The sequence below is a fragment of the Streptomyces sp. NPDC104367 genome, assembly GCF_055583825.1.
The window spans coordinates 1-25,676 of the sequence record NZ_JBVJND010000062.1 but is presented as its reverse complement, the minus strand read 5'-3'; the positions used below and the strand labels follow the sequence as shown (position 1 = coordinate 25,676).

Here is a 25,676-nt window from a genome sequence, read left to right as displayed (position 1 = left end):
CGACGGACATCGAGCTCGCCGCATAACCCCAGCAACACCGAACCACACCAAACCCGACAGGGGTGCCTTGACGGAAGACATAGAGGCACCCCCCCATCGGGGCGGGGGAGCCGGGCACCGTCGTGCGTGCCGACAGGAGGCCGGGGGACCCGGGTCAGGGGATCAGCTTCTCCTCGCGCAGCGTCTCCCACAGTCCCTCGGGGATCTCCGCCGTCATGTGGTCGAGGTTGGCGCGCAGCGAACTCGTGCGCGCCGTGCCCACCACCACCTGGTCCACCGCCGGGTGGCGCAGCGGGTACTGGATGGCGGCGGTGGGCAGCGGGACGCCGAACCGGGCGCAGACCTCGCGCAGCCGCTCGGTGCGTTCGACCAGCTCGGGCGGCACGGCCCCGTAGTTGTAGTGCGCGGTGGCGGGCGTGTCCGAGGCGAGCAGCCCCGAGTTGAACACCGCGACCGCCAGCACCCGCACGCCCCGCTTCTGGCACAGCGGGAGGAGTTCCTCGGCCGCGGGCTGTTCCAGCAGGGTGTAGCGGCCGGCGATCATGACGACGTCCAGGTCGCCCTCACGGACCGCGCGGACGGCCGCCTCCACGCTGTTGACGCCGACCCCGATCTCGTCGACCAGCCCGGCCTCCCGCAGCCGCGCGAGCGCGGGCAGCCCCAGCCGCAGTCCCTCGTCGAGACCGTAGACGTCGGGGTCGTGCAGGAAGAGGGTGTCGACGCGGTCGATCCCGAGCCGCTCCAGCGAGGCGTCCAGACTCCGCCGGACCCCCGCCAGACTGGGGTCCCACTGCCGTACGTGGTCGTCCGGCACGACGAATCCGTTGGCCTCGTCGGTGCCGTGCCGGCGGCCGGTGTTCGGCACGATCAGACGTCCGACCTTCGTCGACAGGCGGTAGGAGTCGCGCGGCCGCTCGCGCAGGAACGCGCCCAGCCGCCGCTCGCTCAGGCCCAGTCCGTAGTGGGGCGCGGTGTCGTAGCTGCGGATGCCGCCCGCCCAGGCTTCCTCCAGCACCGCGTGGGCGTCCTCGTCGGACACCTCGCGGTACAGGTTGCCGATGGAGGCGGCTCCGAATCCGAGGCGGTCGGTCATGCGGCGATCCCTGTCTCTGCGGTCCAGCGGTGTGCGGCGATGGAGGCCGCGTGCATCTCGGTCCCGGCGCCCGGTGCGGTGGGGGCGACGTAGTGGCCGTCACGGACGACCGTCGGCGTGACGAAGTGTTCGTGCAGGTGGTCGACGAACTCGATCATCCGTCCCTCGGTGGTGCCGGAGACGGCGACGAAGTCGAACATCGACAGGTGCTGGACCGCCTCGCACAGGCCCACGCCGCCGGCGTGCGGGCAGACACGGGTGTCGAACTTGGCGGCGAGCAGCAGGTGGGCGATGTTCTCGTTGACCCCGCCGACGCGGGCCGCGTCGATCTGGAGCACCTGGAGCGCCTCGGCCTGGAGGAACTGCTTGACCATGACGCGGTTGTGCACGTGCTCGCCGGTGGCCACCGGCACGGGCGCGATGCCGCGGGCGATGGCCGCGTGGCCCAGGATGTCGTCGGGGCTGGTGGGTTCCTCCACCCAGGCCACGTCGTAGGGCGCCAGGGCGCGCACCCACTCGATGGCGGCGGACACGTCCCAGCGCTGGTTCGCGTCGACCGCGATCGGGAAGCCGTCCCCGCAGATCTCGCGGGCGATGCGCATACGTCGGATGTCGTCGTCGAGGTCGGCGCCGACCTTCAGCTTGATCTGCGGGAATCCGGCGTCGAGGGCCTCGCGGCACAGGCGGGCGAGCTTCTCGTCGGAGTAGCCGAGCCAGCCGGGGCTGGTCGTGTAGGCGGGGTATCCGTTCGCCAGGAGGAGCTGTTCGCGCTCGGCCCGGCCGGGCTCCGCGCGGCGCAGGATGGCGACGGCCTCCTCGCGGGTGAGGGCGTCGGTGAGGTAGCGGTAGTCGACGAGGTCGGCGATCTGCTCGGGGGACATCCGGGCCAGCAGCTGCCACAGCGGCAGGCCGGCGCGCTTGGCCTTGAGGTCCCAGAGCGCGTTGAGGACCGCGCCGACGGCCATGTGCATGATGCCCTTTTCGGGGCCCAGCCAGCGCAGCTGGGAGTCGTGGGCGAGGATCCGCCAGGCCTCGCCCATGTCGTCGAGGAGCGGTTCGACCTCGCGTCCGAGGAGATGGCCCTCCAGCATCTGTATGGCGGCCACCTGCACGTCGTTGCCGCGGCCGATGGTGAAGGCGAAGGCGTGTCCTTCGTGGCCGTCCGGCGCGTCGGTGCGGATGACGACATAGGCCGCCGAGTAGTCGGGGTCCGCGTTCATGGCGTCCGAGCCGTCGAGCGACGCGGAGGTCTGGAAGCGGACGTCCGCCGTGGAGACGGATGTGATCGTGGTCATGGGTCCTCCCGGGACGCATCTAAACATCGGATCAATCGTGGGGTCAAATGGTATGGTGCCGTCGGCCCGCACCACGGACGGGCCCAGAGTTCCGATGTTCCGGAGAGATTCATGAAGCTCGCACGGATCGGGGAGGTCGGCCGGGAGATTCCGGTCGTCGTCGCCGAAGACCACTACCTCGACCTGTCGTCCGTCACGGACGACATCGACGGGGCCTTCCTGTCGCAGTCCCTGGAGCGCGCCGCCGCCGCGGTGCGCGAGGGCGTACTGCCCCGCATCGAGCGCGAGGGGCAGCGGATCGGCGCACCGTTCGCCCGGCCGTCCGCGGTCGTCTGCGTGGGGATGAACTACGCCGCCCACGCCGCCGAGTCCGGGGCGAAGCCCCCCGAGGACCTGGTGGTCTTCCTCAAGACCCCCAACACCGTGGCCGGTCCCGACGACGAGGTCACCATCCCCCCGGGCAGCGTGAAGACCGACTGGGAGGTGGAGCTCGGCGTGGTGATCGGGCGCCGGGCGAGCTACCTCGCCTCGCCGGCCGAGGCCCTCGGGCACGTCGCCGGGTACACCCTGGTCAACGACCTCTCGGAGCGCGAGTGGCAGATCGAGCGGTCCGGCGGCCAGTGGAGCAAGGGCAAGTCGTTCCCCGGCTTCTCCCCGGTCGGCCCCTGGCTCGTCACGGCCGACGAGGTCGACCCGCGCGCGCTGCGGCTGCGCAGCTGGGTCAACGGCGCCCCGCGCCAGGACTCCAGCACCGCCGACATGATCTTCGACGTCGCCCAGATCGTGTGGCGGCTCAGCCAGTTCCTGGTCCTGGAGCCCGGTGACCTGATCATGACCGGCACCCCCGAGGGCGTCGCCCTGTCCGGGCGCTTCCCCTACCTGAGCCCCGGAGACGTCGTCGAGGTCGAGATCGACGGGCTCGGCCGGCAGCGGCAGGTGACCCGATGACCGGCTTCGAGAACGTCAGGGCCCTGGTCACCGGCGGCGCGTCGGGCATCGGCGCGGCGATCGTGCGCCGGCTGCGCGAGGAGGGCGCCCGGGTCGCCGTACTGGACCTGAACCCGCCTCAGGGGGAGCCGGACGCGTACCGGGTGGACGTCGGGTCGGACGAGGAGGTGCGGGCCGCGGTGGCCCGGGTCGCCGAGGCGTTCGGCGGGATCGACGTCGTCGTCAACAACGCCGGGATCGGCGCCCAGGGTACGGTGGCCGACAACTCCGACGAGGAGTGGCACCGCGTCCTCGACGTCAACGTGCTCGGCGCCGTCCGCGTCAGCCGGGCCGCGCTGCCGTGGCTGCGCCGGTCCTCCTGCGCCGCGATCGTGAACATGTGCTCCATCGCGGCGAGCGCGGGGCTCCCGCAGCGCGCCCTGTACGGGGCCAGCAAGGGCGCGCTGTACTCGCTGACGCTCCAGATGGCGGCGGACCACGTGCGCGAGGGCATCAGGGTGAACGCGGTCAGTCCCGGTACCGCGGCGACCCCGTGGGTGGTCCGGTTGCTGGACTCCGCCGAGGATCCGGTGGCCGAACGGGCGGCGCTGGACGCCCGGCAGCCCCACGGGCGCCTGGTGGAGGCCGCGGAGGTCGCCGACGCCGTCGCCTATCTGGCCAGCCCCCGGGCGGGCTCCACGACGGGGACGGTCGTCGAGGTCGATGGCGGGATGTCGGGTCTCAGGCTGCGCACCTGAATCCACTTATCCGATGTATGTGCGTGTTACGAGGAGATATCTAAGGATTACGAATCCGTTGACACGATAAACATCGGATGATTAGATCGCTCGTGCCTGGCCCGGAGTACCCGAGCCACCAGGCCGGATGAAATCAAAGGTGATGACATGAGAGTAAGGACTGCGGCCGTCGCCGCCACGGCTGTGGGGGGCCTGCTCCTCACGGGCTGTTCCGGCGGCCAGAACTCCGGCAGCAGCGACACCCTCACCTGGTCGATGTGGATCGGCTCGTCGGACGACCAGAAGGTCTGGGAGGGAGTCGGCAACACCGGCGCCGAGGCATCCGGTAAGAAGGTGTCCCTCCAGGGCTCGCCGTTCAGCGACTACTGGACCAAGATCTCGACGCAGCTCGGCACCTCCAGCGCCCCCTGCATCGTCACGATGCAGAGCCTGCGCGTGAACCAGTTCTCCGACGGCCTGCTGCCGCTGGACGATCTCATCAAGTCGACCGGCTTCGACAGCGACGCGTTCGACGAGGGGGCCTTGAAGGCCCTGGCCGTGGACGGCAAGCAGTACGCCATCCCCTACGACACCGGCCCGCTGCTCCTCTTCTACAACAAGGACGCCTTCGACAAGGCCGGCGTCGCCGCCCCGAAGCCGGGCTGGACCGTCGACGACTTCGAGGCCGCGGCCACCGCGCTCAAGAAGAAGGGCCAGGTCGCCCTCGCGACCACGGTCGAGGACATCTTCCTTGAAGGAACGATTCTCTCCACCGACGGCGCCCAGATGGTCGACGACTCCGGCAAGATCTCGCTCGACGACGCGAAGACCGCCCAGGGCATCGAGTGGATCGCCGGCCTCGTCAAGGACGGCAAGGCGACCAAGGCCGACGGCGCCGACGCCAGCGCCGACGACAACGCCTTCATCAACGGCACCGCCGCCGCGGTGGTCGGCGGCCCGTGGAACTCCCTCGACTTCAAGGCCAAGGCCAAGTTCGACGTGGGTGTCACCACCGTCCCCTCGCCCTCGGGGCAGCAGAAGACCTACTCGGCGGGCAGCGGCTTCGGCATCTCGAAGACCTGCGCCGACCCGGCCGCCGCCTTCAAGGCCATCACCGCGATGACGTCGGAGAAGACCCTGACCTCGCTCGCCAAGGACGGCCGGGCCTTCCCCGCCCGTACGGCGGCGCAGGCGGCCTGGTACGAGAACGCCGGCATCGACGGCGCGAAGGAAGCCCTCGACAGCGCGCTGAAGAGCGCGGTCCCGCTGCCCGGCAGCGCCGACGGCGACAAGCTCAACCAGCTGCTCAGCCAGTACGGCCCGCAGATGGTGAACGGGGAGAAGCCGGCCGCGGACGTGCTCGCGGAGATCTCCCGCCAAATCGGAAAGTAACCGGAACCAAGCATGGCACATGTCCCCGCACGCGAGGTGACGGCCGCAGCGGCGCCGAAGGTCCACCCCACCGGTGGCCGTCGGCGCGGCTGGTCCGGAGCGTGGGGCGTCGGATTCGCCGCGCCCCACGCCCTCGGGCTCGCACTGTTCACCCTCGTCCCCATCGGCATCGCCCTGGCGATGAGCCTGCACGACTGGCCCATGATCGGAAGCCCGTCCTGGGTCGGCCTCGGCAACTACCAGCAGCTGATCGATGATCCGACCTTCCGTACGGCGCTGACCAACACGTTCCTGTTCGTCGCCCTCTACGTGCCGCTCAACCTCGTCGTCTCCCTCGGGATGGCGGCCTGGCTGTCCCCGAAGATCCGGCACCGGCAGATCTTCCGGGTCATCTTCTTCCTGCCGACGGTCACCCCGATCGTCGCCAACGCGGTCGTGTGGCGCATGCTCTACCAGCCGGGCGGCGCGATCGACGCCACGACCCGGTCCTTCTTCGGCATCGAGATGCCGGACTTCCTCGCCGACCCGCACTGGGCGATGATCGCCATCGTCGTCATGAGCGTCTGGCAGGGCTTCGGCTACAACATGATCGTGTTCTCGTCGGCGCTGGACTCGGTGCCGGAGAGCCAGCTCGAAGCCGCCTCGCTGGACGGCGCGAACGCCTGGACGGTGTTCTGGAGGATCAAGCTCCCGCTGATCTCGCCGTCGCTGTTCTTCGCCACCACGATGACCCTCATCACCTCCTTCCAGGTGTTCATCCAGCCGTACATCATGACCCGCGGCGGCCCCGGCGACTCCACGGTCACCCTCGTGCAGTTCATCTACAACCAGGGCTTCACGTTCCAGAAGCTGGGACTGGCCTCCGCCGCGGCCTGGGTGCTGTTCGTCATCATCCTCGGCGTCACCGCGGTGCAGTTCCTCGGACAGAAGAAGTGGGTGCACTATGAGTGACGTCGTCTCCCGCGGACGCGGCGTCCGGAGCCTGCGCACGGCCATCGGCTACACGCTGCTCGTCCTGGTCGCGCTGCTCTTCCTGTCCCCGCTGATCTTCATGGTCGGCACCTCGCTGAAGGCGCCCTCGGAGATCTTCTCGACCCCGCCGTCCCTGTTCGGCAAGTCGCTCCAGTGGAGCAACTACTCGGAGGTCTTCTCCTACGCGCCGTTCACCCGCTACCTCGTCAACGGCGTGATCGTCGCGGCGAGCGGCACCCTGATCACCCTCGTGGTGTCGGCCATGTCCGGATACGCCTTCGCCCGGCTGCGCTGGCGCGGCCGCACCGCGACCTTCCTGGTGTTCCTCGCGACGATGATGCTGCCGCAGGAAGTCATCATCGTGCCGGCCTTCGTGCTGATGCGGGAGCTGGGCTGGGTCAACACCTACCAGGCGCTGATCGTGCCCTGGGCGTTCACCGCGCTCGGCGCGTTCCTGCTGCGCCAGTTCTTCCTGACCGTCCCGCAGGAACTGGAGGACGCCCCCCGCATCGACGGCCTGGGCCACCTCGGCACGTTCTTCCGGATCATGCTCCCGCTGGCCCGGCCCACGCTCGCCGTGCTCGCGGTGTTCACCTTCATCACCTACTGGAACTCCTTCCTGTGGCCCCTGGTGATCGTCAACGACGTCACCGCCCTCGGCACCATCCCCCTCGGGCTCCAGCAGTTCTTCGGCCAGCAGGGAACGCAGTGGCACCTCATCATGGCCGCCTCGGTGATCTCCATGCTGCCGTCCACCGTCCTGCTCATCGCCCTCCAGCGCTACCTCGTACGCGGCATCGTCACCTCAGGCCTCGGCGGCCGCTGAAACCACAGCAACGCCCCACCACCGGAAAGGACCCATCCAGGCATGGCCATGTTCAAGGACTCCCCGGAGCGCCCGCAGCACTACCAGCAGTTCGAGCGTGAGACGCCGGCCTGGTTCCAGGACGCCAAGCTCGGCATCTTCGTCCACTGGGGCCCCTACTCCGTCCCGGCCTGGGGCGAGCCCATCGGAGCCCTCGGCACCATCGACCAAGAGGAATGGTTCAAGCACAACCCGTACGCCGAGTGGTACTACAACACCATCCGCATCGAGGGCAGCCCGGCCGGCCGGCACCACCAGGAGGTGTACGGCGGGGCCGACTACGACACGTTCCTCGACCTGTGGAAGGCCGAGTCCTTCGACGCCGGCGCCGTGATGGACCTCGTCGCCGCCACCGGCGCCCGGTACTTCGTCCCCACCACCAAGCACCACGACGGCGTCACCCTCTGGGACGCCCCCGGGACCGGCGACCGCAACACCGTCAGCCGCGGCCCCCGGCGCGACCTGATCGGTGAGTTCCGCGACGCCGCCGAGCGCAGGGGCATCCGCTTCGGCGTCTACTACTCCGGCGGCCTGGACTGGCACTTCTCCCAGACCCCGCCCATCGTCAGCGACATCGACGACGCCCTGCGCCCCCGGGACAAGGCCTACGCCGACTACGCCTTCGACCACGTCGCCGACCTCATCGAGAAGTACCGGCCGGAAGTCCTGTGGGGCGACATCGAGTACCCCGACGCGGGCAAGCCCGAGGGCGACAAGAGCCTCGTCGAGCTCTTCCGCCGCTTCTACGCCGCCCGGCCCGAGGGCGTGGCCAACGACCGCTGGGGCGAGACCCACTGGGACTTCCGTACCAGCGAGTACGAGCAGGGCCGCGACAGCGAGGGCGGCGGCGCCTGGGAGAACTGCCGGGGTGTCGGCTTCTCCTTCGGCCACAACCAGCTGGAGGACGAGAGCAACTCGCTGAGCGGGCCGGGCGCGATCCGTCACTTCCTGGACGTCGTCTCGCGCGGCGGCAACCTGCTGCTGAACATCGGCCTCACCGCCTCCGGCGAGGTCACGCCGCTCCAGCGCCGCACCCTGGAGGCGCTCGGCGCCTGGAACCACGCCAACGCCGACGCGGTCTTCGGCTCCCGCCCGCTCGGCGCGGACGTCGCCCGCCCCGCCGACGAGCCCTGGGTCCGCTGGACCCGCACCGGGCAGACCGCCCACGCGTTCGTCGACGCACCGGCGGGCACCCGCGTGACGCTGGACGCCGACGGCGACCGCCTGGACCTCGCCGCCGCCACCGGTGCCCCCGCGGAGATCGTCGACGGCGCCCTCGTCGTCACGGTCGGCGACCGCGCCCTGGCCGGCCCCGTCCGGGTGGACATCCCGCTGCGCTGACCCGCGCACCCGGCACCACCGCGCCGGCCGACCCGAACGGCCTCGCCGCCCGAGCACCACGGTGGCGAGGCCGTCCGGCGTGCCCCCGGCCCCGCACGCCCACCGGCCCGTACGCCCGGACGGGGACCGTACGTCTAGACGGGCCGCCGTCCGGCGTAGGCGTCCAGCAGCTTGCCGCGGGTCGTCTCCAGCCGGCTGGCCAGGATCTCGGCGACGGTCCGCACCAGGGAGAGCCCGAGCAGCGGGTCCTCCACGCACAGCGCCAGCACCGCCGAGGCGTCGTACTCGTAGGCCCGCACCTGGCTGAAGGCCACCGCGCCGAAGTCCCAGGTGTACGGGGGGAACAGCCACGACCAGCCGAGCAGGTCGCCGGCGCCCAGGCTGGCGACGGTGACCCGCTTGTGGGACGTCACCTCCTGGTCCAGGTTGACCGCTCCCGAGCGGATCACCCAGAAGCGGTCGGCGGTGCCGCCGGCCTCGAAGATCCTGGCGTCCTCGGGGAAGGAGACCTCCCGCGCCAGTTCCATGAGGCGCTCGCGCTGCGCCTGGGGGAGGGCGGTCAGCAGCTTGATGGCTTTGGTCATGCGTGGGGCTCCTCGCCGGCGACGGTTCGGGGGCTTTCCCTACGCCCATTTCAGCCGCTGCCGCCGCACCGGGCACCTCGAAGGAGCCGGGAAACCCCGCCCGGGGGTCGTCAGGGCGTTAAAAAGCCCTGGCTGGACGGGGGAGGCCAGCCAGGGCCGTAAGCGGTGGTGCGGGAGGACGCTGATGTCGACTCCACGACCACGTATGGGTGAACGGTAAACCATCGGGGGTGATTCCGTGAACCCGGGAACAGGCTACGTGACCCGTTTCACTTCGCGGAAGCCCTTGTCGCGTCCGGGGTGTTTGACCCCGTCCTGATCGGTCAGGCGATAGGGGAGAGACCCACACGGAGGGGACACGGTACAACAGCCGGTCCATCTAGCCAGGGGGCGAAAGGATGCGCGAGAAGTACCTCACCGAGACAGTATTCGTACCCACCGAACTGCGTCCGCCGCCGCTGCGCCCCGCGGACGCCCGCAGAGCCGTCCGCGGCGCGGTCGCCGAACGCGCGGTGCCGTGCGGGGCCAAGGGCCTGGACGACGCCCTGCTGGTCGCCTCGGAGCTGACCACCAACGCGATCCTGCACGGCGGCGGGATCACCGGCTTCCGGGTCGACGTCGAGGGCTGCGCGGTGCGCGTCTCGGTCAGCGACCGCAGCGACGAGATGCCGGCGGTCACGAGGACCGCGCCGGGACGCGAGCGCCACCGGCCCGGCGGCCGCGGCTGGCCCATCGTCTGTCGGCTGGCCCGGGACCTGGAGATCGCCGGACTGCCCTGCGGGGGCAAGCGGATCACCGCGGTCGTGCCGCTGACCTGATCCGCCGAGCCGCACATCCCCCCGCGGTGTTTGCGCCCGGAGCCAAGGGGCAGGCGGACTGTCGTGCTTCGGACCGGAGGCGCGCGCGGCGGAAGCAGGGGAATCGCCCCGGGCCCGCAGAGCGGCCCGCGGGACGGGCTCCCGCCGCAGACCCTGACACCGCAGTTCGGGCCGAGTCCCGGAACCACGTTCCGGTGACGCCCTGAAACCCACAGTTCAGGAGCGAATCCGCATGCCCACCCAGCTGACGACCAGCCGTTCCCGCCCGCCCGGCCGCACGACCCGGGCCAACCGCGCCAAACCCCGCCGCACGCACCCCGACGCTCCCGCCACGGCGGCCCGCTTCGCCCGTCTCGCCGCCCTCGGCGAGGGTCCCGAACGGGACGCCCTGCGTGAGGAACTGGTCGCCGCCTGGCTGCCGATGGCGCACCGCATAGCGGGCCGCTTCCGCGACCGCGGCGAGTCCGTCGAGGACCTGCGCCAGGTCGCCGCGCTCGGTCTGGTCAAGGCCGTCGACCGCTACGACCCCTCGCGCGGCGCCTTCGAGAGCTACGCCGTGCCCACCATCACCGGCGAGGTCAAGCGCCACTTCCGGGACCGGATGTGGGCGCTGCGCGTGCCCCGCCGGGTGCAGGAACTGCGCAACCGGGTCAGGGCGGCCCGCCGCGAGCTGACCCAGCACCCGGGCTCCCCCGAACCCACCGCGGCCGACCTCGCCGCCCACACCGGCCTGACCGAGGACGAGGTCAACGCCGGCCTGGAGGCCCTGGAGAGCTTCAGCACCCTCTCCCTCGACGCCGAACTCTCCGTCGGCGACGACGGATACAGCCTCGCCGACACCCTCGGCGAGAGCGACGGCTCCTTCGACGTCGTCGTGGACCGCGAGGCCGCCAAGGAGGGGCTGCGCCGGCTGCCCGAACGGGAGCGGGCCATCCTCTACATGCGGTTCTTCGAGGACATGACGCAGAGCCGGATCGCCGACCGCCTCGGCATCTCCCAGATGCACGTCTCCCGGCTCATCAGCCGCAGCTGCGCCCGCGTCCGCGCCGAGGCCATGGACCGGTGAGCCGCCGTCAGGCGGTGCGGGCGGGGACCGGGACCTCCAGCGGCCGGGCCAGGCCCACCACCGCCTCGTCCAGGCGTTGCAGATGCCGCAGCACCCGGTCGGTCACCCGGCCGTAGCGCGGCGCCCGCAGGGTGCCGGGCTCCAGCATCGCCGCGATGCTCGGCCCCGTCCGCAGCCCGGTCGCGGGCCGGTCCCCGGCCACATGGGCGGCGATCGCCTCGATGTTGTGGATGATCCGCTGCCCGGCCCCGCGCAGCCGCGGGTCCGCCGCGATCGACGGATGGGTCGGCAGCAGCTCGGCCGTCGCCGCCAGGGACCGCGCGTGATAGGCGCACGTCTCCAGCAGCGCGACCACGTACCGGGCCGTGTCCCGGCGGGAGCGCAGCGGGGTGATCGGATGCGTCAGCGGCTGGACGGCCGCCCGCAGATCGGCCAGCGCCTGGTCCAGGTCACGGGCCTTCTCCACCAGGTCGGCCGGCGGCGCCCCGCTCAGCTGGTCGGCGGCGGCCCGCGTCACCTCGGCCAGCCGGTCCAGCGTCTCCACCAGCAGCTCGTCGGTACGGTGGCCGGTGTGCACCGGCAGCACCACCGCCGCCGCGATCACCCCGCACACCGCGCCGAGCGCCGTCTCCTCGATCCGCAGCACCAGCACGTCCAGGCTGTAGGTGTTCAGGAGCGTGTACAGCAGGCCCAGCATCGCCGTCACGAAGAACGACATCAGGGTGTACGACAGCGGCGCCGAGTAGAACATCGCGAAGATGAACACCAGCACCAGCGCGAACGCCGTCCAGGTGTGGTGTCCGACCAGCCCCGCCAGCCCGATGCCGGCCACCACGCCGAGGACCGTGCCCAGCAGCCGCCGGTAGCCCTTCACCAGGATCTCGCCCGTGGACGCGGTGTTGATGAACACGATCCAGCAGGTCAGCACCGCCCAGTACCAGCGCTGGCTGGACAGGAACTCGCCGCCCACGATCGCCAGCGCCGAGCCGACCGCCACCTGGACCGCCGCCCGAGTGGTCGGCCGGTGCAGCCCGGTCTGCTCCGCGGCCTCCCGTTCGTCGTCCTCGGTCCCGGCCCCCTCGATCGCCGCGTCCTCGGCGTCCAGCTCCTCCCGCGAGCGGGAAGCGGCCGGGGTGTCCTGGGACTCGTCCTGCGGCCCGTCCATGGCGATCCGCAGCCCCATCACCGCCCGCGCGCACTCGCCGACGCCCCGGAAGACGTCCTGGACGGCGGGGGAGGCGGCCGGCAGGTTCTCCTCCTCGCGGTAGCCGAGCAGCCGGTTGCGCAGCTGGGCCAGCGCGGTCCCCGACCCCGCGCCCACCGGCCGCAGCACCAGCAGCCGCAGCGCCTCCAGATCCAGCCGCAGCCGCTCCATCGCCTCGTCCCGCAGCGGTTCCGGCGCGGCCGACGGCAGCGGGGCGCCCGGCAGATGGAGGGTGAGCGTGTCCGCGCGCCGGGCGCTGCGCGCGGTGAGCAGCAGCAGCCCGAGCCGCTCGGCGGCGATCTCCGCGTCCGCGATCCTGCGCTGCACCAGCCGGGCCGCCGCGTCGTCGGCGGTGCCGTCCGTCAGCCGGCCCTGGATCATCAGCGCCGTCTCGTGCAGCCGGGCGGTCCGCACCCTGACCTCCTCGACCGCCTTGTCCAGCTCCTCCGGTTCGGCGTCCAGCAGCTCGGCCTGCGCGGTGACCAGCTGGGCCAGCCTGGCCCTGAAGGCCCGGCGCAGCCGGTCCAGGATGCCCGCGGGCGTCTGCCGGACCAGCACGAAACGGGCCAGCGCCGCGGACCCGAACGCCACGGTGATCGCGACGTACAGCCCCGGCAGCGCCTCCACCGTCGCGTGCACGAACAGCGAGACGAAGTAGATCTGGAAGCCGATCAGGCCCAGCGCGGTGCCCCGGTCGCCGAACCGGCGGCCGTAGACGGCGCAGAAGATGAGCGCGACGAAGAACAGGTCGCCGAGCACCACCCGCGAGTTGAGCAGCGCGCCCAGCGAGACCGAGGCCAGCGCCACCGGCAGGCCGACGGCGAGCGTCACGGCCTGCCGGGGGCGCTGCTTCTCGCGGATCGCGAAGGTGGCCACCATCGCCGTGATCGCCCCGGCCACCAGGTGGGTCACGTCGGCCCGCAGCACGGTCAGGACGGCGAGCGTCAGCGCGATCGAGGTGACCGTGCGCAGACCGGCGGTGAAGCGGAGCAGCCCGGGGTCGGAGGCGGCGAGCCGCCCGCGCAGCTCCGCCCGCACCGACCGCCCTGCCGCTCTCACTCCGCCGCGCTCTGCGTCACGCGGCGGAGCCGCCGCAACCCTCGGCCCGCGCCCGGACCTGCTCCGGGGTCAGATACGTGTCCGTGTACTCGAAGTCCTTGAGCCGCGCGGGCGTGCGGGACTGGAAGCCGGTACGGACGAAGTCGTCACCGGCGACCGCGTTGAGCAGCCAGTTGGTCGCGACCCGGGTCTTGGCCACGTTGGTGCGCAGCGCCGACCAGTGGTAGCCGCGGGCCACCGCCTGGGCGGGCAGCCCGCGCAGCTCGATGCCGAGCGGCTTGGACACCGCGTCCTTGCCACCCAGGTCCACCACCAGCCCCAGGTCCTTGTGCACATAGGGGCGGAGCGGCTCGCCCCGCAGGGACGCGATGACGTTGTCGGCGACCACCGTGCCCTGCCGCATGGCGTGCTGCGCGGTCGGCGGGCAGACCGCGCCCGCCTCGTCCTTGGCCTTGTCCGGCACGGCCGCCGCGTCACCCAGCGCGAACACCCCGTCGTGCCCCGGCAGGGTCATCTCGGCGTCCACCGCGAGCCGTCCCCGGACCGTCTCCGCGCCCAGGGTGGCGATCAGCGGGCTGGCGGCCACCCCGGCCGTCCAGATCAGCGTGTGCGTGGGCACCGCCCGGCCGTCGGTGAAGGTGACCTCCTCGGGCCCCGCCTTCGCGATCGACACCCCCAGGGACACGTCGATCCCGCGCCGGGCCAGGATCTCCTGCGCGCTGCGGCCGAGCTTGTCGCCCAGCTCGGGCATCAGCTTCGGCGCGATGTCGATCAGATGCCACTTGATCAGCTTCGGGTCGAGGTTGGGGTAGCGGTGCAGGGCCGCGTGCGTGAGTTTCTGCAGACAGGCGGCGGTCTCGGTGCCCGCGTAGCCGCCGCCGACCACCACGAACTGGAGCCGGGCGGCCCGCTCGGCCGGGTCGTCGCTGGCGTCGGCCAGGTCGAGCTGGGAGATGACGTGGTCGCGGATGTAGGCGGCCTCGGCGAGGGTCTTCATCCCGAAGGCGTGCTCGGTCAGACCCGGGATGTCGAAGGTGCGGGTCACACTGCCCGGGGACAGCACGATGTAGTCGTACGGCTCGTTCACCAGCTGGTCGGTGATGGTGCGCACCACGCACACCTTGGACGCGAGGTCCACTCCGATCGCGCCGCCCGGGATGATCCGGGTGCGGTACTTGCGGCTGCGGCGCAGCGAGACGGCGATCGACTGGGGCGTCAGCACGCCCGAGGCGACCTGCGGCAGCAGGGGCAGATACAGCTGGTAGGCGAACGGCGCCACCAGGGTGACGTCGGCCTCGTCGGCGGCGAGCCTGCGCTCCAGACGGCGCACGCACCCGACTCCGGCGAAGCCGGCCCCCACCACGAGGATCCTGGGTCGTGTCACGGTGTCCTCACCTTTCCGCTGTTCCAGGAGCCCGGGTTCACGCCGCTCGCAGGCCCTGGAACGCTTGCCTCGCACCACTTCGATACCACCGTGCCCGACGCCGTTCCGCCAGCCGGGCGGCGCAGGCAGCCGAACGCATGGGCTCCAGCCTGCCCCCGGAGTGCCCGCAGAAACCGGGTGTCGCACATGTATACGCCGATCCCTTGTGCGTAGAAAGCGGCCCGCGCGGAGATCTCGCGCGCCAGTAGAGTGCCCGCCATGGCGCAGACCCCGCCCGGCACGGGCTTCCAGAAGCGGCACATCGACCCCGACCGCGTGGCCCCGCTGGTGTCCGCACTGGACTCCCAGGACGTCAATCCGGGCGTACGACGGCTGCGCGCCTGGGGCACCGAGGCGCTGGCGGTCAGGCCGGGGGAGCGGGTCCTCGACGTCGGCTCCGGGACCGGCTCCCAGACCCGGGCGCTGGCCGCCGTCGTCGGCCCGGACGGGGTGGCCATCGGCGTCGAGCCCAACGACGGGCTGCGCGCGGTCGCCGAGGAGCGCTCCGCCGACAACCGGGCCCGCTACACCGACGGCGACGCCCGCGCCCTCCCGCTGCCCGACGGCTCGATGGACGTCGTCTGGTGCGAGCGGGTGCTCCAGCACATGGCCGAGCCCCACCTGGCGGTCGCCGAGATGGCCCGGGTACTGCGCCCCGGCGGCCGGGTGGCGCTCCTGGACACCGACTGGGGCACCACCGTCCTGCACCCCGGCGACCCGGAGACCGTACGCGCGCTGGTCTCCGCCGCGCTGGGCGGCGCCAACCCCTACTCCGGGCGCCGCCTGGTGGGCCTGCTCGGCGACGCCGGGTTCGTGGTGGACGACCGAGGATCGCAGGCCCTGCTCCAGGACCACCGCTCGGTCGCCTGGCCGCTGATCCGGATGCTCGGCGAGTCCGCGGTGCGCGCGAAGACCCTCACCGAGGAACGCCGGGACGCCGTGTACGCCGAACTCGCCGAGGCCGCCGGACGGGCGGCGCTGCACATGTCGGTGACGATGTTCGGGGTCGTGGCGCACCGCCCCGCCTGACCGCGCCGGCCGCCCTCACCAGGGCAGGAAGGCGTGCACGTCCTTGCCGTCCTCGGTGACGACCACGCTGACCTGGTCGCACAGGGTGTGCAGCAGATGCCAGCCGACACCGCCCCCGCCCCGCCGTGGACTGAACGGCCGGGGCCGGGGCCGGACCCGGCTGGTGTCGTGCACGACGACGTGCACACCGTCGTACGTGCGGCGCATCCGCAGCTCGAACGGGCCCGGCGCGTACTGGACGACGTTGGCGGCCAGCTCCGTCACCACCAGCAGGATGTCGTCCCAGGACTCGGGCCCGGCCGGCGGCGAGGTGCGGGCGAGGTCGGCGAGGTAGCCGTCCGCGGCCAGCCGGGCCCCGGTCACGTTGCGCAGGTCGCCCGGGAAGGAGACCGTGCGCTCACCGGTCTTCTCCGTGGATTCCCTGCCGTCCCGCCGTGGCACGGTCGCCGTCCCGTCTCTTCCGGCCCCGGGAAGGGGCCGTGTCCGTTCTGGTCTCTTCCCGCCCCGCGAGTTCCCACAACCGCGGGGCATACGCGTGCCGCGCTCACCTGAACACGTCGTCCGAGTCGTCCCAGTCGGCCGGCTCCGCCGGGCCCGGGCGCCGGACCACACGGGACCGCGCCTGGTACATGGCGTTGATCTCGGCCGCGTAGTGGCGCGCGATGGCGTCCCGGCGCAGCTTCATCGAAGGGGTCAGCATCCCGTTGCCCGGGGCGAACGGTTCCTGGAGCACCCGGTAGACCCGGATCGACTCGGAGCGGGACACCACGCTGTTGGCGGAGGCGATGGCCCGCGCGATCTCGTCCCGCAGCGCGTTCTCCTCCCGTGTCTCACGCCCGGGCGAGTCGCCCGGCGTCGCCAGGGAGCCGCGCCAGTGCGCGAGGAAGTCCGGGTCCAGGGTGATCAGCGCGCCCACACAGGGCCGGTCGTCGCCGACGACCACCGCCTGGTGGACGAGCGGATGCATGCGCAGCCGCTGCTCCAGCGGGCCCGGCGCCACGCTCTTGCCGCTGCTGGTGATGATGATGTCCTTCTTGCGGCCCGTGATGGTGAGGTAGCCCTGGGAGTCGAGCCGCCCGATGTCCCCGGTGGCCAGCCAGCCGCCGCGCAGCGCGCTGCGGGTCGCGTAGTCGTCCCCGACGTACCCCTGGAACACCGAGGGACCGCGCACCAGGATCTCGCCGTCGGCCGCCACCTCGATCTGGGTGCCCGGCAGGGACTGCCCGACCGTGCCCGACTTCTCCCGGCCCAGCGGCTGCATGGTGATCCCGCCGCTGGACTCGGTGAGCCCGTAGCCGTCGTGCACGTAGATGCCCATGCCCTCGTAGAACAGGGTCAGTTCACGGCTGAGCGAGGAGCCGCCGGAGGTGGCCCGCAGCACCCGTCCGCCGAGCGCCGCCCGCAGCTTGCGGTACACCGTCCGTTCGTACAGGGCGTGTTGCAGCCGCAGGTCGAAGGTCGGGCCGGGTCCGGCGCCCAGCCGCTGCCGTTCCGCGGCGGCGGCGAAGTCCCGCGCGGCCTCCGCGGCCCGCTCGAACAGCGCGCCGCGGCCCGACTGCTGGGCCGTGCGCAGGAACGTCTTGTACAGCTTCTCCAGCACCGACGGCACGGCGTACAGATAGGTCGGCCGGAAGGTGCGCAGCGCCGAGGCCAGCGCCTCCTCGGTCATCTCCGGCTCGTGCCCCATCAGGAACCCGCCGCGCAGGCACAACACCATGATCATCAGGCCGTAGACGTGCGAGAACGGCAAGTAGGCCAGCACGGAGGCCTGTTGGCCCGGCGGCGCGGTGATCTGCCGCCAGCCGTCGAGCAGGGTGTCGCTCGGGTACGCCAGACCGCGGTGGCTCAGCGCACAGCCCAGCGGACGGCCCGAGGTGCCCGAGGTGTAGGTGATGGCCGCCGTGGAGTCCGGCATCACGATCCGGCGCAGCGACTCCACCGTCGTGAGCGGCACGAACGCGCCCTTGCGCACCAGTTCGGGCAGCGCCCCCGCGTCCAGCTGCCACACGTGCTTGAGCCGGGGCAGGCCCTCGCACACCGTGCCGACGGTCATCACGCCCTGCTCGTCCTCGACCACCACGGCCACACAGGCGGCGTCCCGCAGGATCCACTCGACCTGGTCCCGGGAGGACGTCGGGTGGATCGGGACGACCTCCGCGCCCACCGACCACAGCGCGATGCCGAACACCGTCCACTCGTAGCGGGTGCGTGCCATCACGGCCACCCGATGCCCGGGCGAGATCCCCGACGCGACCAGCCCCTTGGCCAGATCGACCACTTCGTCGCGGAGTTCGACCGCCGTGACCTCCTCCCAGAGCGCGGCGGAGGCGTCGGGCCGGCGCGCGAGCACCGGCAGCGTCGGGTTCCGGTCCGCCGTCTCGAAGACGCTGTCGGCGAGCCCGCCGGCCAGGGTCGGAGCGGTCGTCGGAGCGAGGGCGTAGTCGCGCATGCGCTGCTCCTGGATGTACGGAGGGTGACCCCACCGATCGGTACTGTTGTCGACGGTGGTCGAATCTAGCCCAGGAGAGCGCGGTCCGCGCCGGGAACGGTCAACTCGTTTCCGCCGGATGACAGGCCCGACGGCGCCGGCTCAGCCCTGGGTGCGGCGCACGCACTCGACGACGACGTCCCGCAGGCTGCCCGTGCGCTCCAGGAACGACCGCTGCTCGCGGGCGCCGCCGCCCCTGTGCAGCAGCTGTGCGACGCCCTCCTCGGCGCCGGCCGTGTCCCCGCTGGCGGCGAGCGCCTCCGCGGTGTGCGCCAGCAGCGCCCGCACCACCTCGGCCGCGGGCCTCGGCCGCATCGTCTCCGGATCGAGAAGCTCCTGGTCCAGGCCGGAGCGGGCGGCCTGCCAGGACGCCAGCCGGAGCATGCTCACGCTGTGGTCGAGCGGCGGGCGGCCGGCCCGCCAGTCCCGGGCCGCCGTCTCCACCAGGGCCCGCGCCAGGGTGGCGACGAGGACGGTGGTGTCCGCCCGCAGGCACACGTCGGCCACCCGGATCTCCACCGTCGGGTAGTGCACGGACAGCCGCGCGTCGAAGTACACCATCCCCGGGTCGAGGATGACCCCGCTGGCCACCATGTCCGCGACCCGCCGCCGGTACCCCTCGGCCGAGCCGAACAGCTCGGTCGGTCCGGCCGACGGCCCGCGCGCCCACAGCCGGCTGCGGAAACTGGCGTAACCGGAGTCGAGGCCCTGCCAGAACGGCGAGTTGGCGCTCAGCGCCCGCAGCACCGGCAGCCACGGCCGTAATCGGTCGAGCACGGCCACGCCCTCCTCGTCGGACGCCACCGACACGTGCACATGGCAGCCGCACACGAACTGGTCCAGCGTGGCCGAACCGAACCGCCCCGCCATCCACCGATACCGCTCGTGCGCGCTGAGGGCGGGGGTCACCGGCAGCGGGCAGGTGGCCAGCGCCGCGACCGTGCAGCCGATCTCCCCGGCGAGCCGGGCCGCCTCCTTGCGGCAGCGCGCGATCTCGGCGCCGAGGTCCGCCATGTCCCGCCGCGGGCGGGTGGCGAGCTCCAGCATCTGCCCGAACAGCTCCTTCTGGAACACGATCTGTCCGGGGTCGTCCTGCGCGGCCCGGTCGAGGACGGCGGCCGACCAGGGCATCGGCTCCCCGCTGTCCGGGTGTACCAGCAGGAGTTCTTCCTCCACACCGACGGTACGCAGCACTTGGGACCGCCCTCCGGCCGGGCCGCGACCGGGCGCGGCGGGGTCTTTCACCCCGAACTGCCCGGCCCCGGCCGCGGAAACACGTGCCGGCGCCCTCGGCCGGCTACGGGGCGACGGGCTCCAGCCACACCGTGCCGAGCGGCGGCAGCGTCACCCGCAGAACGCCGTCGTCGGCCAGCAGCGGACCCCGGCCGACGACGTCCCCGCCGCCGTAGCGAGCACTGTCCGTGTTCAGGATCTCCTGCCAGACGGGCCCGCCCCCGGGCACGCCCAGCCGGTGGCCGGGACGGACCACGGGGGAGAGGTTGGACACTGCCAGCAGCGGCCGGGCCTCGGCGTCGAAGCGCAGAAAGGCGAAGACGTTGTCCTCGGCCGCGTCCCCCACGACCCACTGGAAGCCCGCCGGATCGGTGTCGCGCTGCCACAGGGCCGGGCGGGTCCGGTACACGGAGTTGAGATCGCGGACCAGATCCCGCACACCCCGGTGATCGGCCTCGGCCCCGTACCCCGGGTCCAGCAGCCACCAGTCGGGGCCGTCGGCCTCCGACCACTCCGCGCCCTGCGCGAACTCCTGCCCCATGAACAGCAGTTGTTTGCCCGGATGGGCCCACATGAAGCCGAGATAGGCGCGGTGATTGGCGCGTTGCTGCCACCAGTCGCCGGGCATCTTCGAGACCAGCGACCGCTTGCCGTGCACCACCTCGTCGTGCGAGATGGGCAGCACGTAGTTCTCGCTGTACGCGTAGACCATCGAGAACGTCATCTCGTCGTGGTGGTACCTGCGGTGGACCGGCTCGTGGGCCATGTACTCCAGCGAGTCGTGCATCCAGCCCATGTTCCACTTCAGCCCGAAGCCGAGACCGCCGGAGTCGGTCGGCCGGGTCACCCCGCCCCACGCGGTGGACTCCTCGGCGATGGTCACCACACCGGGCACGCGCCGGTAGACGGTCGCGTTCATCTCCTGGAGGAACGCCACCGCGTCCAGGTCCTCGCGCCCGCCGAAGACGTTCGGCGTCCACTGCCCGGAGTCGCGCGAGTAGTCCAGGTAGAGCATCGAGGCGACCGCGTCCACCCGCAGCCCGTCGATGTGGAACTCCTCGCACCAGTACACCGCGTTGGCGACCAGGAAGTTGCGCACCTCGACCCGGCCGAGGTCGAACTCGTAGGTCCCCCAGTCCGGATGCTCGGCCCGCCGCTCGTCGCCGGGCTCGTACAGCGGCTCCCCGTCGAACCGGGCCAGCGCCCAGTCGTCCTTGGGGAAGTGCGCGGGCACCCAGTCCATGATCACGCCGATGCCGGCCCGGTGCAGCGCGTCGACCAGGTACCGGAAGTCGTCGGGGCCGCCGAGCCGGGAGGTCGGCGCGTAGAAACCGGTGACCTGGTAGCCCCAGGAGCCGCCGAACGGATGCTCGGCGGCCGGCATGAACTCGACGTGCGTGAAGCCCAGGTCCCTGACGTAGGCGGGCAGCTCCTCGGCCAGCTCACGGTAGGTCAGGCCCTTGCGCCAGGACGGCAGATGGATCTCGTACACGGAGAACGGCGCCTCGTGCACCGGGACGTCGCCCCGGTGCGCCATCCACTCCCCGTCGCCCCACTCGTGCCGGGAGACCGTCACGACCGACGCGGTCGCCGGCGGCACCTCCGTCCGCCGGGCCATCGGATCGGCCTTGAGGAAACGGCCGCCGTGCCGGGAGGTGATCTCGAACTTGTACCGGGCGCCCTCGCCGACGCCCGGCACGAACAGCTCCCACACCCCGGCCGCGCCCAGCGACCGCATCGGGTACTGCGTGCCGTCCCAGCACGTGAAGTCCCCGGCGACCCGCACGCCCCGGGCGTTCGGCGCCCACACCGTGAACCGGGTGCCGGCCACCCCGTCGTGGCTCATCGGCTCGGCACCGAGCGCCTTCCACAACTGCTCGTGGCGCCCCTCCCGGATCAGATGCAGGTCGAACTCGCCGAGCGCGGGCAGGAAACGGTACGGGTCGTGGACCTCGTGCACGCCGTCCTCGCCGTCCCCGTACTCGACGAGAAGGGTGTACGACGGCACCTCGGCGTACGGCAGCACGGCCGCGAAGAGCCCGTCGCCCTCCGGCGCCAGCGGACTGCGCACCCCGTCGGCCAGCACGCTCACGGCGCGGGCCTGCGGGCGCAGCGCCCGCACCAGGGTGCCGCCCTCGGCCGGGCGGGCGCCGAGCAGGGCGTGCGGATCGTGGTGGGCGCCCGTGAGCAGGCGCTCGCGGTCGGCGCTGTCCAGCGGCGGGGCCGCGGGACGGGACGGCCCGGAGGGCTCGGGGAGTGTGGAGTCGCGCAGTGCCATGAGGTCAGCCTCCCCAGCGGGCGAGCCGCTCGATCGCGGCCATCGGAACCGGTAGCCAGGCCGGGCGGTGCCGAGCCTCGTACACCACCTCGTACACCGCGCGGTCCGTCTCGTGCGCCCGCAGCAGCGCGTGCTTCTTGCGCGGGTCCCAGCCCGCCCGGGCCGCGTACCCCGCACAGTAGGCCTCCCGGCAGCGGCTGGCCCACTCCGGGCGCCAGGGACGGCGCTGGCGGGCCGCGTAGTCGAAGGAGCGCAGCATGCCGGCCACGTCCCGCACCGGCGACTGGTTGCCGCGCCGTTCGGCGAGCGGTCGCGACGGTTCGCCCTCGAAGTCGATGACGAACCACTCGCGGTCCGCCCGCAGTACCTGCCCGAGGTGCAGATCGCCGTGGATGCGCTGGGCGGGCGGTCCGGCGTCGCAGCCGGCGAGCGCGTCGAAGGCGGTGCGCAGGCCCGGCACGAACGGCCGCAGCGCCGGTACCGCGTGCGCGGCCGCGTCCAGCCGCAGCGACATCGCCTCGGCGGTCCGGCCGTGCTCCTCGTGGCCTGCGGACGGGAAGGCGGTGGCCAGCGCGAGGTGCACCTCGGCGGTGGCCCGCCCCAGCTCGTGCGCCTCGGTGGCGAAGTCGTCCCCGGTCGCGAGCGCGCGCAGCCCGAGGGTCCAGCCGTCGGCCGCCTCGGGCAGGAACGGCTGGAGCACCCCGAGGGTCGCGGGCCGCGGCTCGGTGGTGCGGAACCAGGCCACCGGCGCCGGCACCCGCGCGCACCCCTGAGCGGCCAGCGCGCCGGGCACCTCCAGATCCGGGTTGACGCCGGGCTGGATGCGCCGGAACACCTTCAGGATGTAGGAGTCGCCGTACACCAGCGAGGAGTTCGACTGCTCGGCGTCCAGGAGCCGCGGTGCGAGCCCACCGGGTATCCGGACCGCCGGGGCGGTCTCGAAGCGCAGCGGCCCCGCCGTGCCGGGCACGCGCAGCCGTTCCAGGAGCAGTTCGGCCGCGCGCGGGTCGTGCAGCGCGTCGTAGACCGCGAGCCCGGCCAGCGGGCCGTCCCCGGCCCGGCCGATGTACGCCCGCTCCAGCCGGGGCGTGCGGTGCTCGCGCACGCCGAGCAGGAGCTGGTAGCAGTCGCCGGACGGGGAGGCGTCGCCGTCGGCCGAGTGGTCGGCGTGGACGAGCAGATGAAGACAGCCGGGGAAGAGTTCGGTGGCGGACAGCACGGACAGCTCCGTGACGGGCCGGTCCTTGCCCGCGAACCAGCGCTGCCGGGGCAGCCATTCGCGCAGCAGCCCGTCCAGCGAGGCCAGCGGCCGGTCGAGGCCGGCCGCCGTGCTCCGGGGGAGGTCAGCGGTCTTCGTCATGGTGACGCGTCCTTTCCTCGGCTCCGCACGCTCAGCGCCGGCGGCCGGCGCGGGAGGCGACTCGGGAGAGCCGGAACCAGTAGAAGCCGTGGCCCGCCAGCGTGAGCAGATACGGCAGTTCACCGATGGCGGGGAAGCGCACCCCGCCGATCAGCTCGACCGGGTGGCGGCCGTCGTAGACCCGCAGGTCCAGTTCGGTGGGCTGCGCGAAGCGGGAGAAGTTGTGCACGCACAGGACCAGGTCGTCCTCGTACTCCCGCAGGAACGCGAGCACCGCCGGGTTCGACGACTGGAGTTCGGTGTACGACCCCAGGCCGAAGGCGGGGTTCTGCTTGCGGATCTCGATCATCCGCCGGGTCCAGTGGAGCAGGGAGGACGGGGAGGACATCGACGCCTCGACGTTGGTGACCTGGTAGCCGTGGACCGGGTCCATGATCGTCGGCAGGAAGAGCCGGCCGGGGTCACAGGCCGAGAAGCCGGCGTTGCGGTCGGGGGTCCACTGCATGGGGGTGCGGACGGCGTCGCGGTCGCCGAGCCAGATGTTGTCGCCCATGCCGATCTCGTCGCCGTAGTAGAGGATCGGCGAGCCGGGCAGGGAGAGCAGGAGCGCGGTGAAGAGCTCGATCTGGTTGCGGTCGTTGTCCAGGAGCGGGGCGAGGCGGCGCCTGATGCCGATGTTGGCGCGCATCCGCGGGTCCTTCGCGTACTCGGCCCACATGTAGTCGCGTTCCTCGTCGGTGACCATCTCCAGGGTCAGCTCGTCGTGGTTGCGCAGGAAGATGCCCCACTGGCAGCCGGACGGGATGGCCGGGGTCTTGGCGAGGATCTCCGAGACCGGGTAGCGGGACTCCCTGCGCACGGCCATGAAGATCCGCGGCATGACGGGGAAGTGGAACGCCATGTGGCACTCGTCCCCGCCCTTCTCGTAGTCGCCGAAGTAGTCGACGACGTCCTCCGGCCACTGGTTCGCCTCGGCCAGCAGCACGGTGTCCGGGTACATCGCGTCGATCTCGCGCCGCACCCGCCGCAGGAACTCGTGGGTCGGCGGCAGGTTCTCGCAGTTGGTGCCCTCCTGCGCGTACAGGTACGGCACCGCGTCCAGCCGGAAGCCGTCGATGCCCAGGTCCAGCCAGAACCGCAGCGCGGCCAGGACCTCCTCCTGCACCGCCGGGTTCTCGTAGTTGAGGTCGGGCTGGTGCGAGAAGAAGCGGTGGAAGTAGTACTGGCCGCGCACCGGGTCGAAGGTCCAGTTGGAGACCTCGGTGTCGACGAAGATGATCCGCGCGTCCTGGTACTGCTTGTCGTCGTCCGCCCACATGTAGTAGTCGCCGTACGGTCCTTCGGGGTCCTTGCGGGACTCCTGGAACCACGGGTGCTGGTCGCTGGTGTGGTTGACGACGAAGTCGATGATGACGCGCATGCCGCGCTGGTGGGCGGCGTCGACGAACTCCACGAAGTCGGCGAGGTCGCCGAACTCCGGGAGCACGGCGGTGTAGTCGGAGACGTCGTAACCGCCGTCCCGCAGAGGGGACTTGAAGAACGGTGGGAGCCAGAGGCAGTCGACGCCGAGCCACTGGAGGTAGTCGAGCTTGGCGGTCAGGCCCTTGAGGTCGCCGATGCCGTCGCCGTCGCTGTCGTGGAAGGAACGGACCAGGACCTCGTAGAAGACGGCCCGTTTGAACCAGTCCGGGTCCCGGTCCTTGGCGGGCGTGTCCTCGAAAGTGTCCGGGACGGGGTCGTTGACGGTCATGGCGCGCTGGGCCCTCCGTTTTCTGGTGTCGGTCGCCCCACCTGGAGCACGTGCGCCGGCGTCCGGCCGGGGGTGAGGCACACGTAGTTCGTGCTGCCCCACGCGTAGGTCTCACCCGTCAGTTCGTCCTGCACGGACAGGGTCGAGTTCCGGTCCAGGCCCAGGCGCGGCATGTCCAACGAGACCGTGGCCTCCTGGGTGTGGTGCGGATCAAGGTTGACGACCACCACGACCGTGTCCGACCCGGTGCGCTTGCTGTACGCGATGACGGAGTCGTTGTCCGTGTGGTGAAAGGTCAGGTTGCGCAGCTGCCGCAGCGCGGGATGGCGGCGCCGCACGGCGTTGAGACGGGTGATGAGCGGTGCGATGCCGTCCGTGTGGGCACGGTCCCAGTCGCGGGGCCTGAGCTGGTACTTCTCGGAGTCGAGGTACTCCTCGCTGCCCTCCTTGAGCGGGGTGTTCTCGCAGAGTTCGTAGCCGCTGTAGATGCCCCAGGTGGGGGAGAGGGTGGCGGCGAGCACGGCACGGGCCTCGAAGGCGGGCCGGCCGCCGTGCTGGAGGTGGGCGTGCAGGATGTCGGGGGTGTTGGCGAAGAAGTTCGGCCGCATCCAGGCGGCCGCCTCGCCCGACAGCTCCGTGAGGTACTCGGTGAGTTCCGCCTTGCCGTTGCGCCAGGTGAAGTAGGTGTACGACTGCTGGAAGCCGATCTCGCCGAGGGTGCGCATCATGGCGGGGCGGGTGAAGGCCTCGGCGAGGAAGAGG

General features: G+C 71.9%; 21 protein-coding genes. 9 read left to right on the top strand and 12 right to left on the bottom strand.

Going from position 1 to position 25,676, the window contains the following annotated elements:
• Positions 1-154: 154 nt before the first annotated feature.
• A complete protein-coding gene (locus ACZ619_RS44690; RefSeq protein WP_469611722.1) occupies positions 155-1,093 on the bottom strand; it encodes an aldo/keto reductase in 939 nt (312 codons plus the stop codon).
• Positions 1,090-2,388, bottom strand: a complete 1,299-nt coding sequence (locus ACZ619_RS44685) for an enolase C-terminal domain-like protein (protein ID WP_469611721.1) — start codon at positions 2,386-2,388, stop codon at positions 1,090-1,092. Before ACZ619_RS44685 ends, ACZ619_RS44690 begins: the two co-directional genes overlap by 4 nt.
• 111 nt (positions 2,389-2,499) lie before the next feature.
• On the opposite strand from ACZ619_RS44685, the gene ACZ619_RS44680 reads away from it, so the two are divergent.
• From ACZ619_RS44680 to ACZ619_RS44655, 6 genes are all read left to right on the top strand, one after another.
• Positions 2,500-3,336 carry a fumarylacetoacetate hydrolase family protein gene (locus ACZ619_RS44680; RefSeq protein ID WP_469611720.1) on the top strand — a complete coding sequence of 279 codons (837 nt, stop codon included), beginning with the start codon at positions 2,500-2,502 and terminating at the stop codon, positions 3,334-3,336.
• Entirely contained in the window at positions 3,333-4,073 is a 741-nt protein-coding gene (locus tag ACZ619_RS44675) for an SDR family NAD(P)-dependent oxidoreductase (RefSeq protein ID WP_469611719.1), read from the top strand. The genes ACZ619_RS44680 and ACZ619_RS44675 overlap by 4 nt, the downstream gene beginning before the upstream one ends.
• A 147-nt stretch (positions 4,074-4,220) precedes the next feature.
• Positions 4,221-5,444 carry an ABC transporter substrate-binding protein gene (locus ACZ619_RS44670; protein WP_469611718.1) on the top strand — a complete coding sequence of 408 codons (1,224 nt, stop codon included), beginning with the start codon at positions 4,221-4,223 and terminating at the stop codon, positions 5,442-5,444.
• 12 nt (positions 5,445-5,456) lie between these two features.
• Positions 5,457-6,395: a carbohydrate ABC transporter permease gene (locus ACZ619_RS44665; protein WP_469611717.1), complete on the top strand. Its 939-nt coding sequence runs from the start codon at positions 5,457-5,459 to the stop codon at positions 6,393-6,395.
• Positions 6,388-7,242 carry a carbohydrate ABC transporter permease gene (locus ACZ619_RS44660; RefSeq protein WP_469611716.1) on the top strand — a complete coding sequence of 285 codons (855 nt, stop codon included), beginning with the start codon at positions 6,388-6,390 and terminating at the stop codon, positions 7,240-7,242. The genes ACZ619_RS44665 and ACZ619_RS44660 overlap by 8 nt, the downstream gene beginning before the upstream one ends.
• A 42-nt stretch (positions 7,243-7,284) precedes the next feature.
• Positions 7,285-8,622 carry an alpha-L-fucosidase gene (locus tag ACZ619_RS44655; RefSeq protein WP_469611715.1) on the top strand — a complete coding sequence of 446 codons (1,338 nt, stop codon included), beginning with the start codon at positions 7,285-7,287 and terminating at the stop codon, positions 8,620-8,622.
• Between the two features lie 134 nt (positions 8,623-8,756).
• On the opposite strand, the gene ACZ619_RS44650 is transcribed toward ACZ619_RS44655, so the two are convergent.
• Positions 8,757-9,206, bottom strand: coding sequence for a cyclic nucleotide-binding domain-containing protein (locus ACZ619_RS44650; protein WP_469611714.1), 450 nt, complete (start codon positions 9,204-9,206; stop codon positions 8,757-8,759).
• 398 nt (positions 9,207-9,604) lie between these two features.
• Here ACZ619_RS44650 and ACZ619_RS44645 point away from each other — a divergent pair, with 398 nt between their 5' ends.
• Both ACZ619_RS44645 and ACZ619_RS44640 read left to right on the top strand, forming a co-directional pair.
• Positions 9,605-10,024 carry an ATP-binding protein gene (locus tag ACZ619_RS44645; RefSeq protein WP_469611713.1) on the top strand — a complete coding sequence of 140 codons (420 nt, stop codon included), beginning with the start codon at positions 9,605-9,607 and terminating at the stop codon, positions 10,022-10,024.
• Between the two features lie 232 nt (positions 10,025-10,256).
• Complete coding sequence (locus ACZ619_RS44640) at positions 10,257-11,090, top strand: SigB/SigF/SigG family RNA polymerase sigma factor (protein WP_469611712.1); 834 nt, start codon at positions 10,257-10,259, stop codon at positions 11,088-11,090.
• Between the two features lie 7 nt (positions 11,091-11,097).
• Here the strand turns inward: ACZ619_RS44640 and ACZ619_RS44635 are convergent, their stop codons facing one another.
• Both ACZ619_RS44635 and ACZ619_RS44630 read right to left on the bottom strand, forming a co-directional pair.
• Entirely contained in the window at positions 11,098-13,353 is a 2,256-nt protein-coding gene (locus tag ACZ619_RS44635; protein ID WP_469611711.1) for an FUSC family protein, read from the bottom strand.
• A gap of 16 nt (positions 13,354-13,369) precedes the next feature.
• The gene (locus ACZ619_RS44630; protein ID WP_469611710.1) at positions 13,370-14,737 is read right to left on the bottom strand and encodes an NAD(P)/FAD-dependent oxidoreductase; all 1,368 of its coding nucleotides are present in this window, start codon (positions 14,735-14,737) and stop codon (positions 13,370-13,372) included.
• A 258-nt stretch (positions 14,738-14,995) separates the two neighbouring features.
• Between ACZ619_RS44630 and ACZ619_RS44625 the strand changes: the two genes are divergently transcribed.
• Complete coding sequence (locus ACZ619_RS44625) at positions 14,996-15,805, top strand: methyltransferase domain-containing protein (RefSeq protein ID WP_469611709.1); 810 nt, start codon at positions 14,996-14,998, stop codon at positions 15,803-15,805.
• A gap of 15 nt (positions 15,806-15,820) precedes the next feature.
• On the opposite strand, the gene ACZ619_RS44620 is transcribed toward ACZ619_RS44625, so the two are convergent.
• The 7 genes from ACZ619_RS44620 to ACZ619_RS44590 all read right to left on the bottom strand — a co-directional run.
• Positions 15,821-16,246 (bottom strand): ATP-binding protein, encoded by a 426-nt coding sequence (locus tag ACZ619_RS44620; protein WP_469611708.1) that lies wholly within the window; start codon positions 16,244-16,246, stop codon positions 15,821-15,823.
• 103 nt (positions 16,247-16,349) lie between these two features.
• The gene (locus ACZ619_RS44615) at positions 16,350-18,254 is read right to left on the bottom strand and encodes an AMP-dependent synthetase/ligase (RefSeq protein ID WP_469611707.1); all 1,905 of its coding nucleotides are present in this window, start codon (positions 18,252-18,254) and stop codon (positions 16,350-16,352) included.
• 141 nt (positions 18,255-18,395) lie between these two features.
• On the bottom strand, positions 18,396-19,484 hold the full coding sequence (locus ACZ619_RS44610) for a glutamate--cysteine ligase 2 (RefSeq protein WP_469611723.1): 1,089 nt from the start codon (positions 19,482-19,484) through the stop codon (positions 18,396-18,398).
• Between the two features lie 106 nt (positions 19,485-19,590).
• Positions 19,591-21,804: a 1,4-alpha-glucan branching enzyme gene (glgB, locus tag ACZ619_RS44605; protein ID WP_469611706.1), complete on the bottom strand. Its 2,214-nt coding sequence runs from the start codon at positions 21,802-21,804 to the stop codon at positions 19,591-19,593.
• 4 nt (positions 21,805-21,808) lie between these two features.
• Positions 21,809-23,164 carry a maltokinase N-terminal cap-like domain-containing protein gene (locus ACZ619_RS44600; protein WP_469611705.1) on the bottom strand — a complete coding sequence of 452 codons (1,356 nt, stop codon included), beginning with the start codon at positions 23,162-23,164 and terminating at the stop codon, positions 21,809-21,811.
• A gap of 31 nt (positions 23,165-23,195) precedes the next feature.
• Positions 23,196-24,914 carry a maltose alpha-D-glucosyltransferase gene (gene treS / locus ACZ619_RS44595; RefSeq protein WP_469611704.1) on the bottom strand — a complete coding sequence of 573 codons (1,719 nt, stop codon included), beginning with the start codon at positions 24,912-24,914 and terminating at the stop codon, positions 23,196-23,198.
• On the bottom strand, positions 24,911-25,676 hold a 766-nt coding region (locus tag ACZ619_RS44590), incomplete at its 5' end, for an alpha-amylase family protein (protein WP_469611703.1). The genes treS and ACZ619_RS44590, both read right to left, overlap by 4 nt.

What these genes read in the sequence shown, in the direction of transcription:
- ACZ619_RS44690 (WP_469611722.1), bottom strand. Translation starts at nt 1,093, where the DNA reads ATGACCGACCGCCTCGGATTCGGAGCCGCCTCCATCGGCAACCTGTAC.
- ACZ619_RS44685 (WP_469611721.1), bottom strand. Translation starts at nt 2,388, where the DNA reads ATGACCACGATCACATCCGTCTCCACGGCGGACGTCCGCTTCCAGACC.
- ACZ619_RS44680 (WP_469611720.1), top strand. Translation starts at nt 2,500, where the DNA reads ATGAAGCTCGCACGGATCGGGGAGGTCGGCCGGGAGATTCCGGTCGTC.
- ACZ619_RS44675 (WP_469611719.1), top strand. Translation starts at nt 3,333, where the DNA reads ATGACCGGCTTCGAGAACGTCAGGGCCCTGGTCACCGGCGGCGCGTCG.
- ACZ619_RS44670 (WP_469611718.1), top strand. Translation starts at nt 4,221, where the DNA reads ATGAGAGTAAGGACTGCGGCCGTCGCCGCCACGGCTGTGGGGGGCCTG.
- ACZ619_RS44665 (WP_469611717.1), top strand. Translation starts at nt 5,457, where the DNA reads ATGGCACATGTCCCCGCACGCGAGGTGACGGCCGCAGCGGCGCCGAAG.
- ACZ619_RS44660 (WP_469611716.1), top strand. Translation starts at nt 6,388, where the DNA reads ATGAGTGACGTCGTCTCCCGCGGACGCGGCGTCCGGAGCCTGCGCACG.
- ACZ619_RS44655 (WP_469611715.1), top strand. Translation starts at nt 7,285, where the DNA reads ATGGCCATGTTCAAGGACTCCCCGGAGCGCCCGCAGCACTACCAGCAG.
- ACZ619_RS44650 (WP_469611714.1), bottom strand. Translation starts at nt 9,206, where the DNA reads ATGACCAAAGCCATCAAGCTGCTGACCGCCCTCCCCCAGGCGCAGCGC.
- ACZ619_RS44645 (WP_469611713.1), top strand. Translation starts at nt 9,605, where the DNA reads ATGCGCGAGAAGTACCTCACCGAGACAGTATTCGTACCCACCGAACTG.
- ACZ619_RS44640 (WP_469611712.1), top strand. Translation starts at nt 10,257, where the DNA reads ATGCCCACCCAGCTGACGACCAGCCGTTCCCGCCCGCCCGGCCGCACG.
- ACZ619_RS44625 (WP_469611709.1), top strand. Translation starts at nt 14,996, where the DNA reads ATGGCGCAGACCCCGCCCGGCACGGGCTTCCAGAAGCGGCACATCGAC.
- ACZ619_RS44615 (WP_469611707.1), bottom strand. Translation starts at nt 18,254, where the DNA reads ATGCGCGACTACGCCCTCGCTCCGACGACCGCTCCGACCCTGGCCGGC.
- glgB (WP_469611706.1), bottom strand. Translation starts at nt 21,804, where the DNA reads ATGGCACTGCGCGACTCCACACTCCCCGAGCCCTCCGGGCCGTCCCGT.
- ACZ619_RS44600 (WP_469611705.1), bottom strand. Translation starts at nt 23,164, where the DNA reads ATGACGAAGACCGCTGACCTCCCCCGGAGCACGGCGGCCGGCCTCGAC.
- treS (WP_469611704.1), bottom strand. Translation starts at nt 24,914, where the DNA reads ATGACCGTCAACGACCCCGTCCCGGACACTTTCGAGGACACGCCCGCC.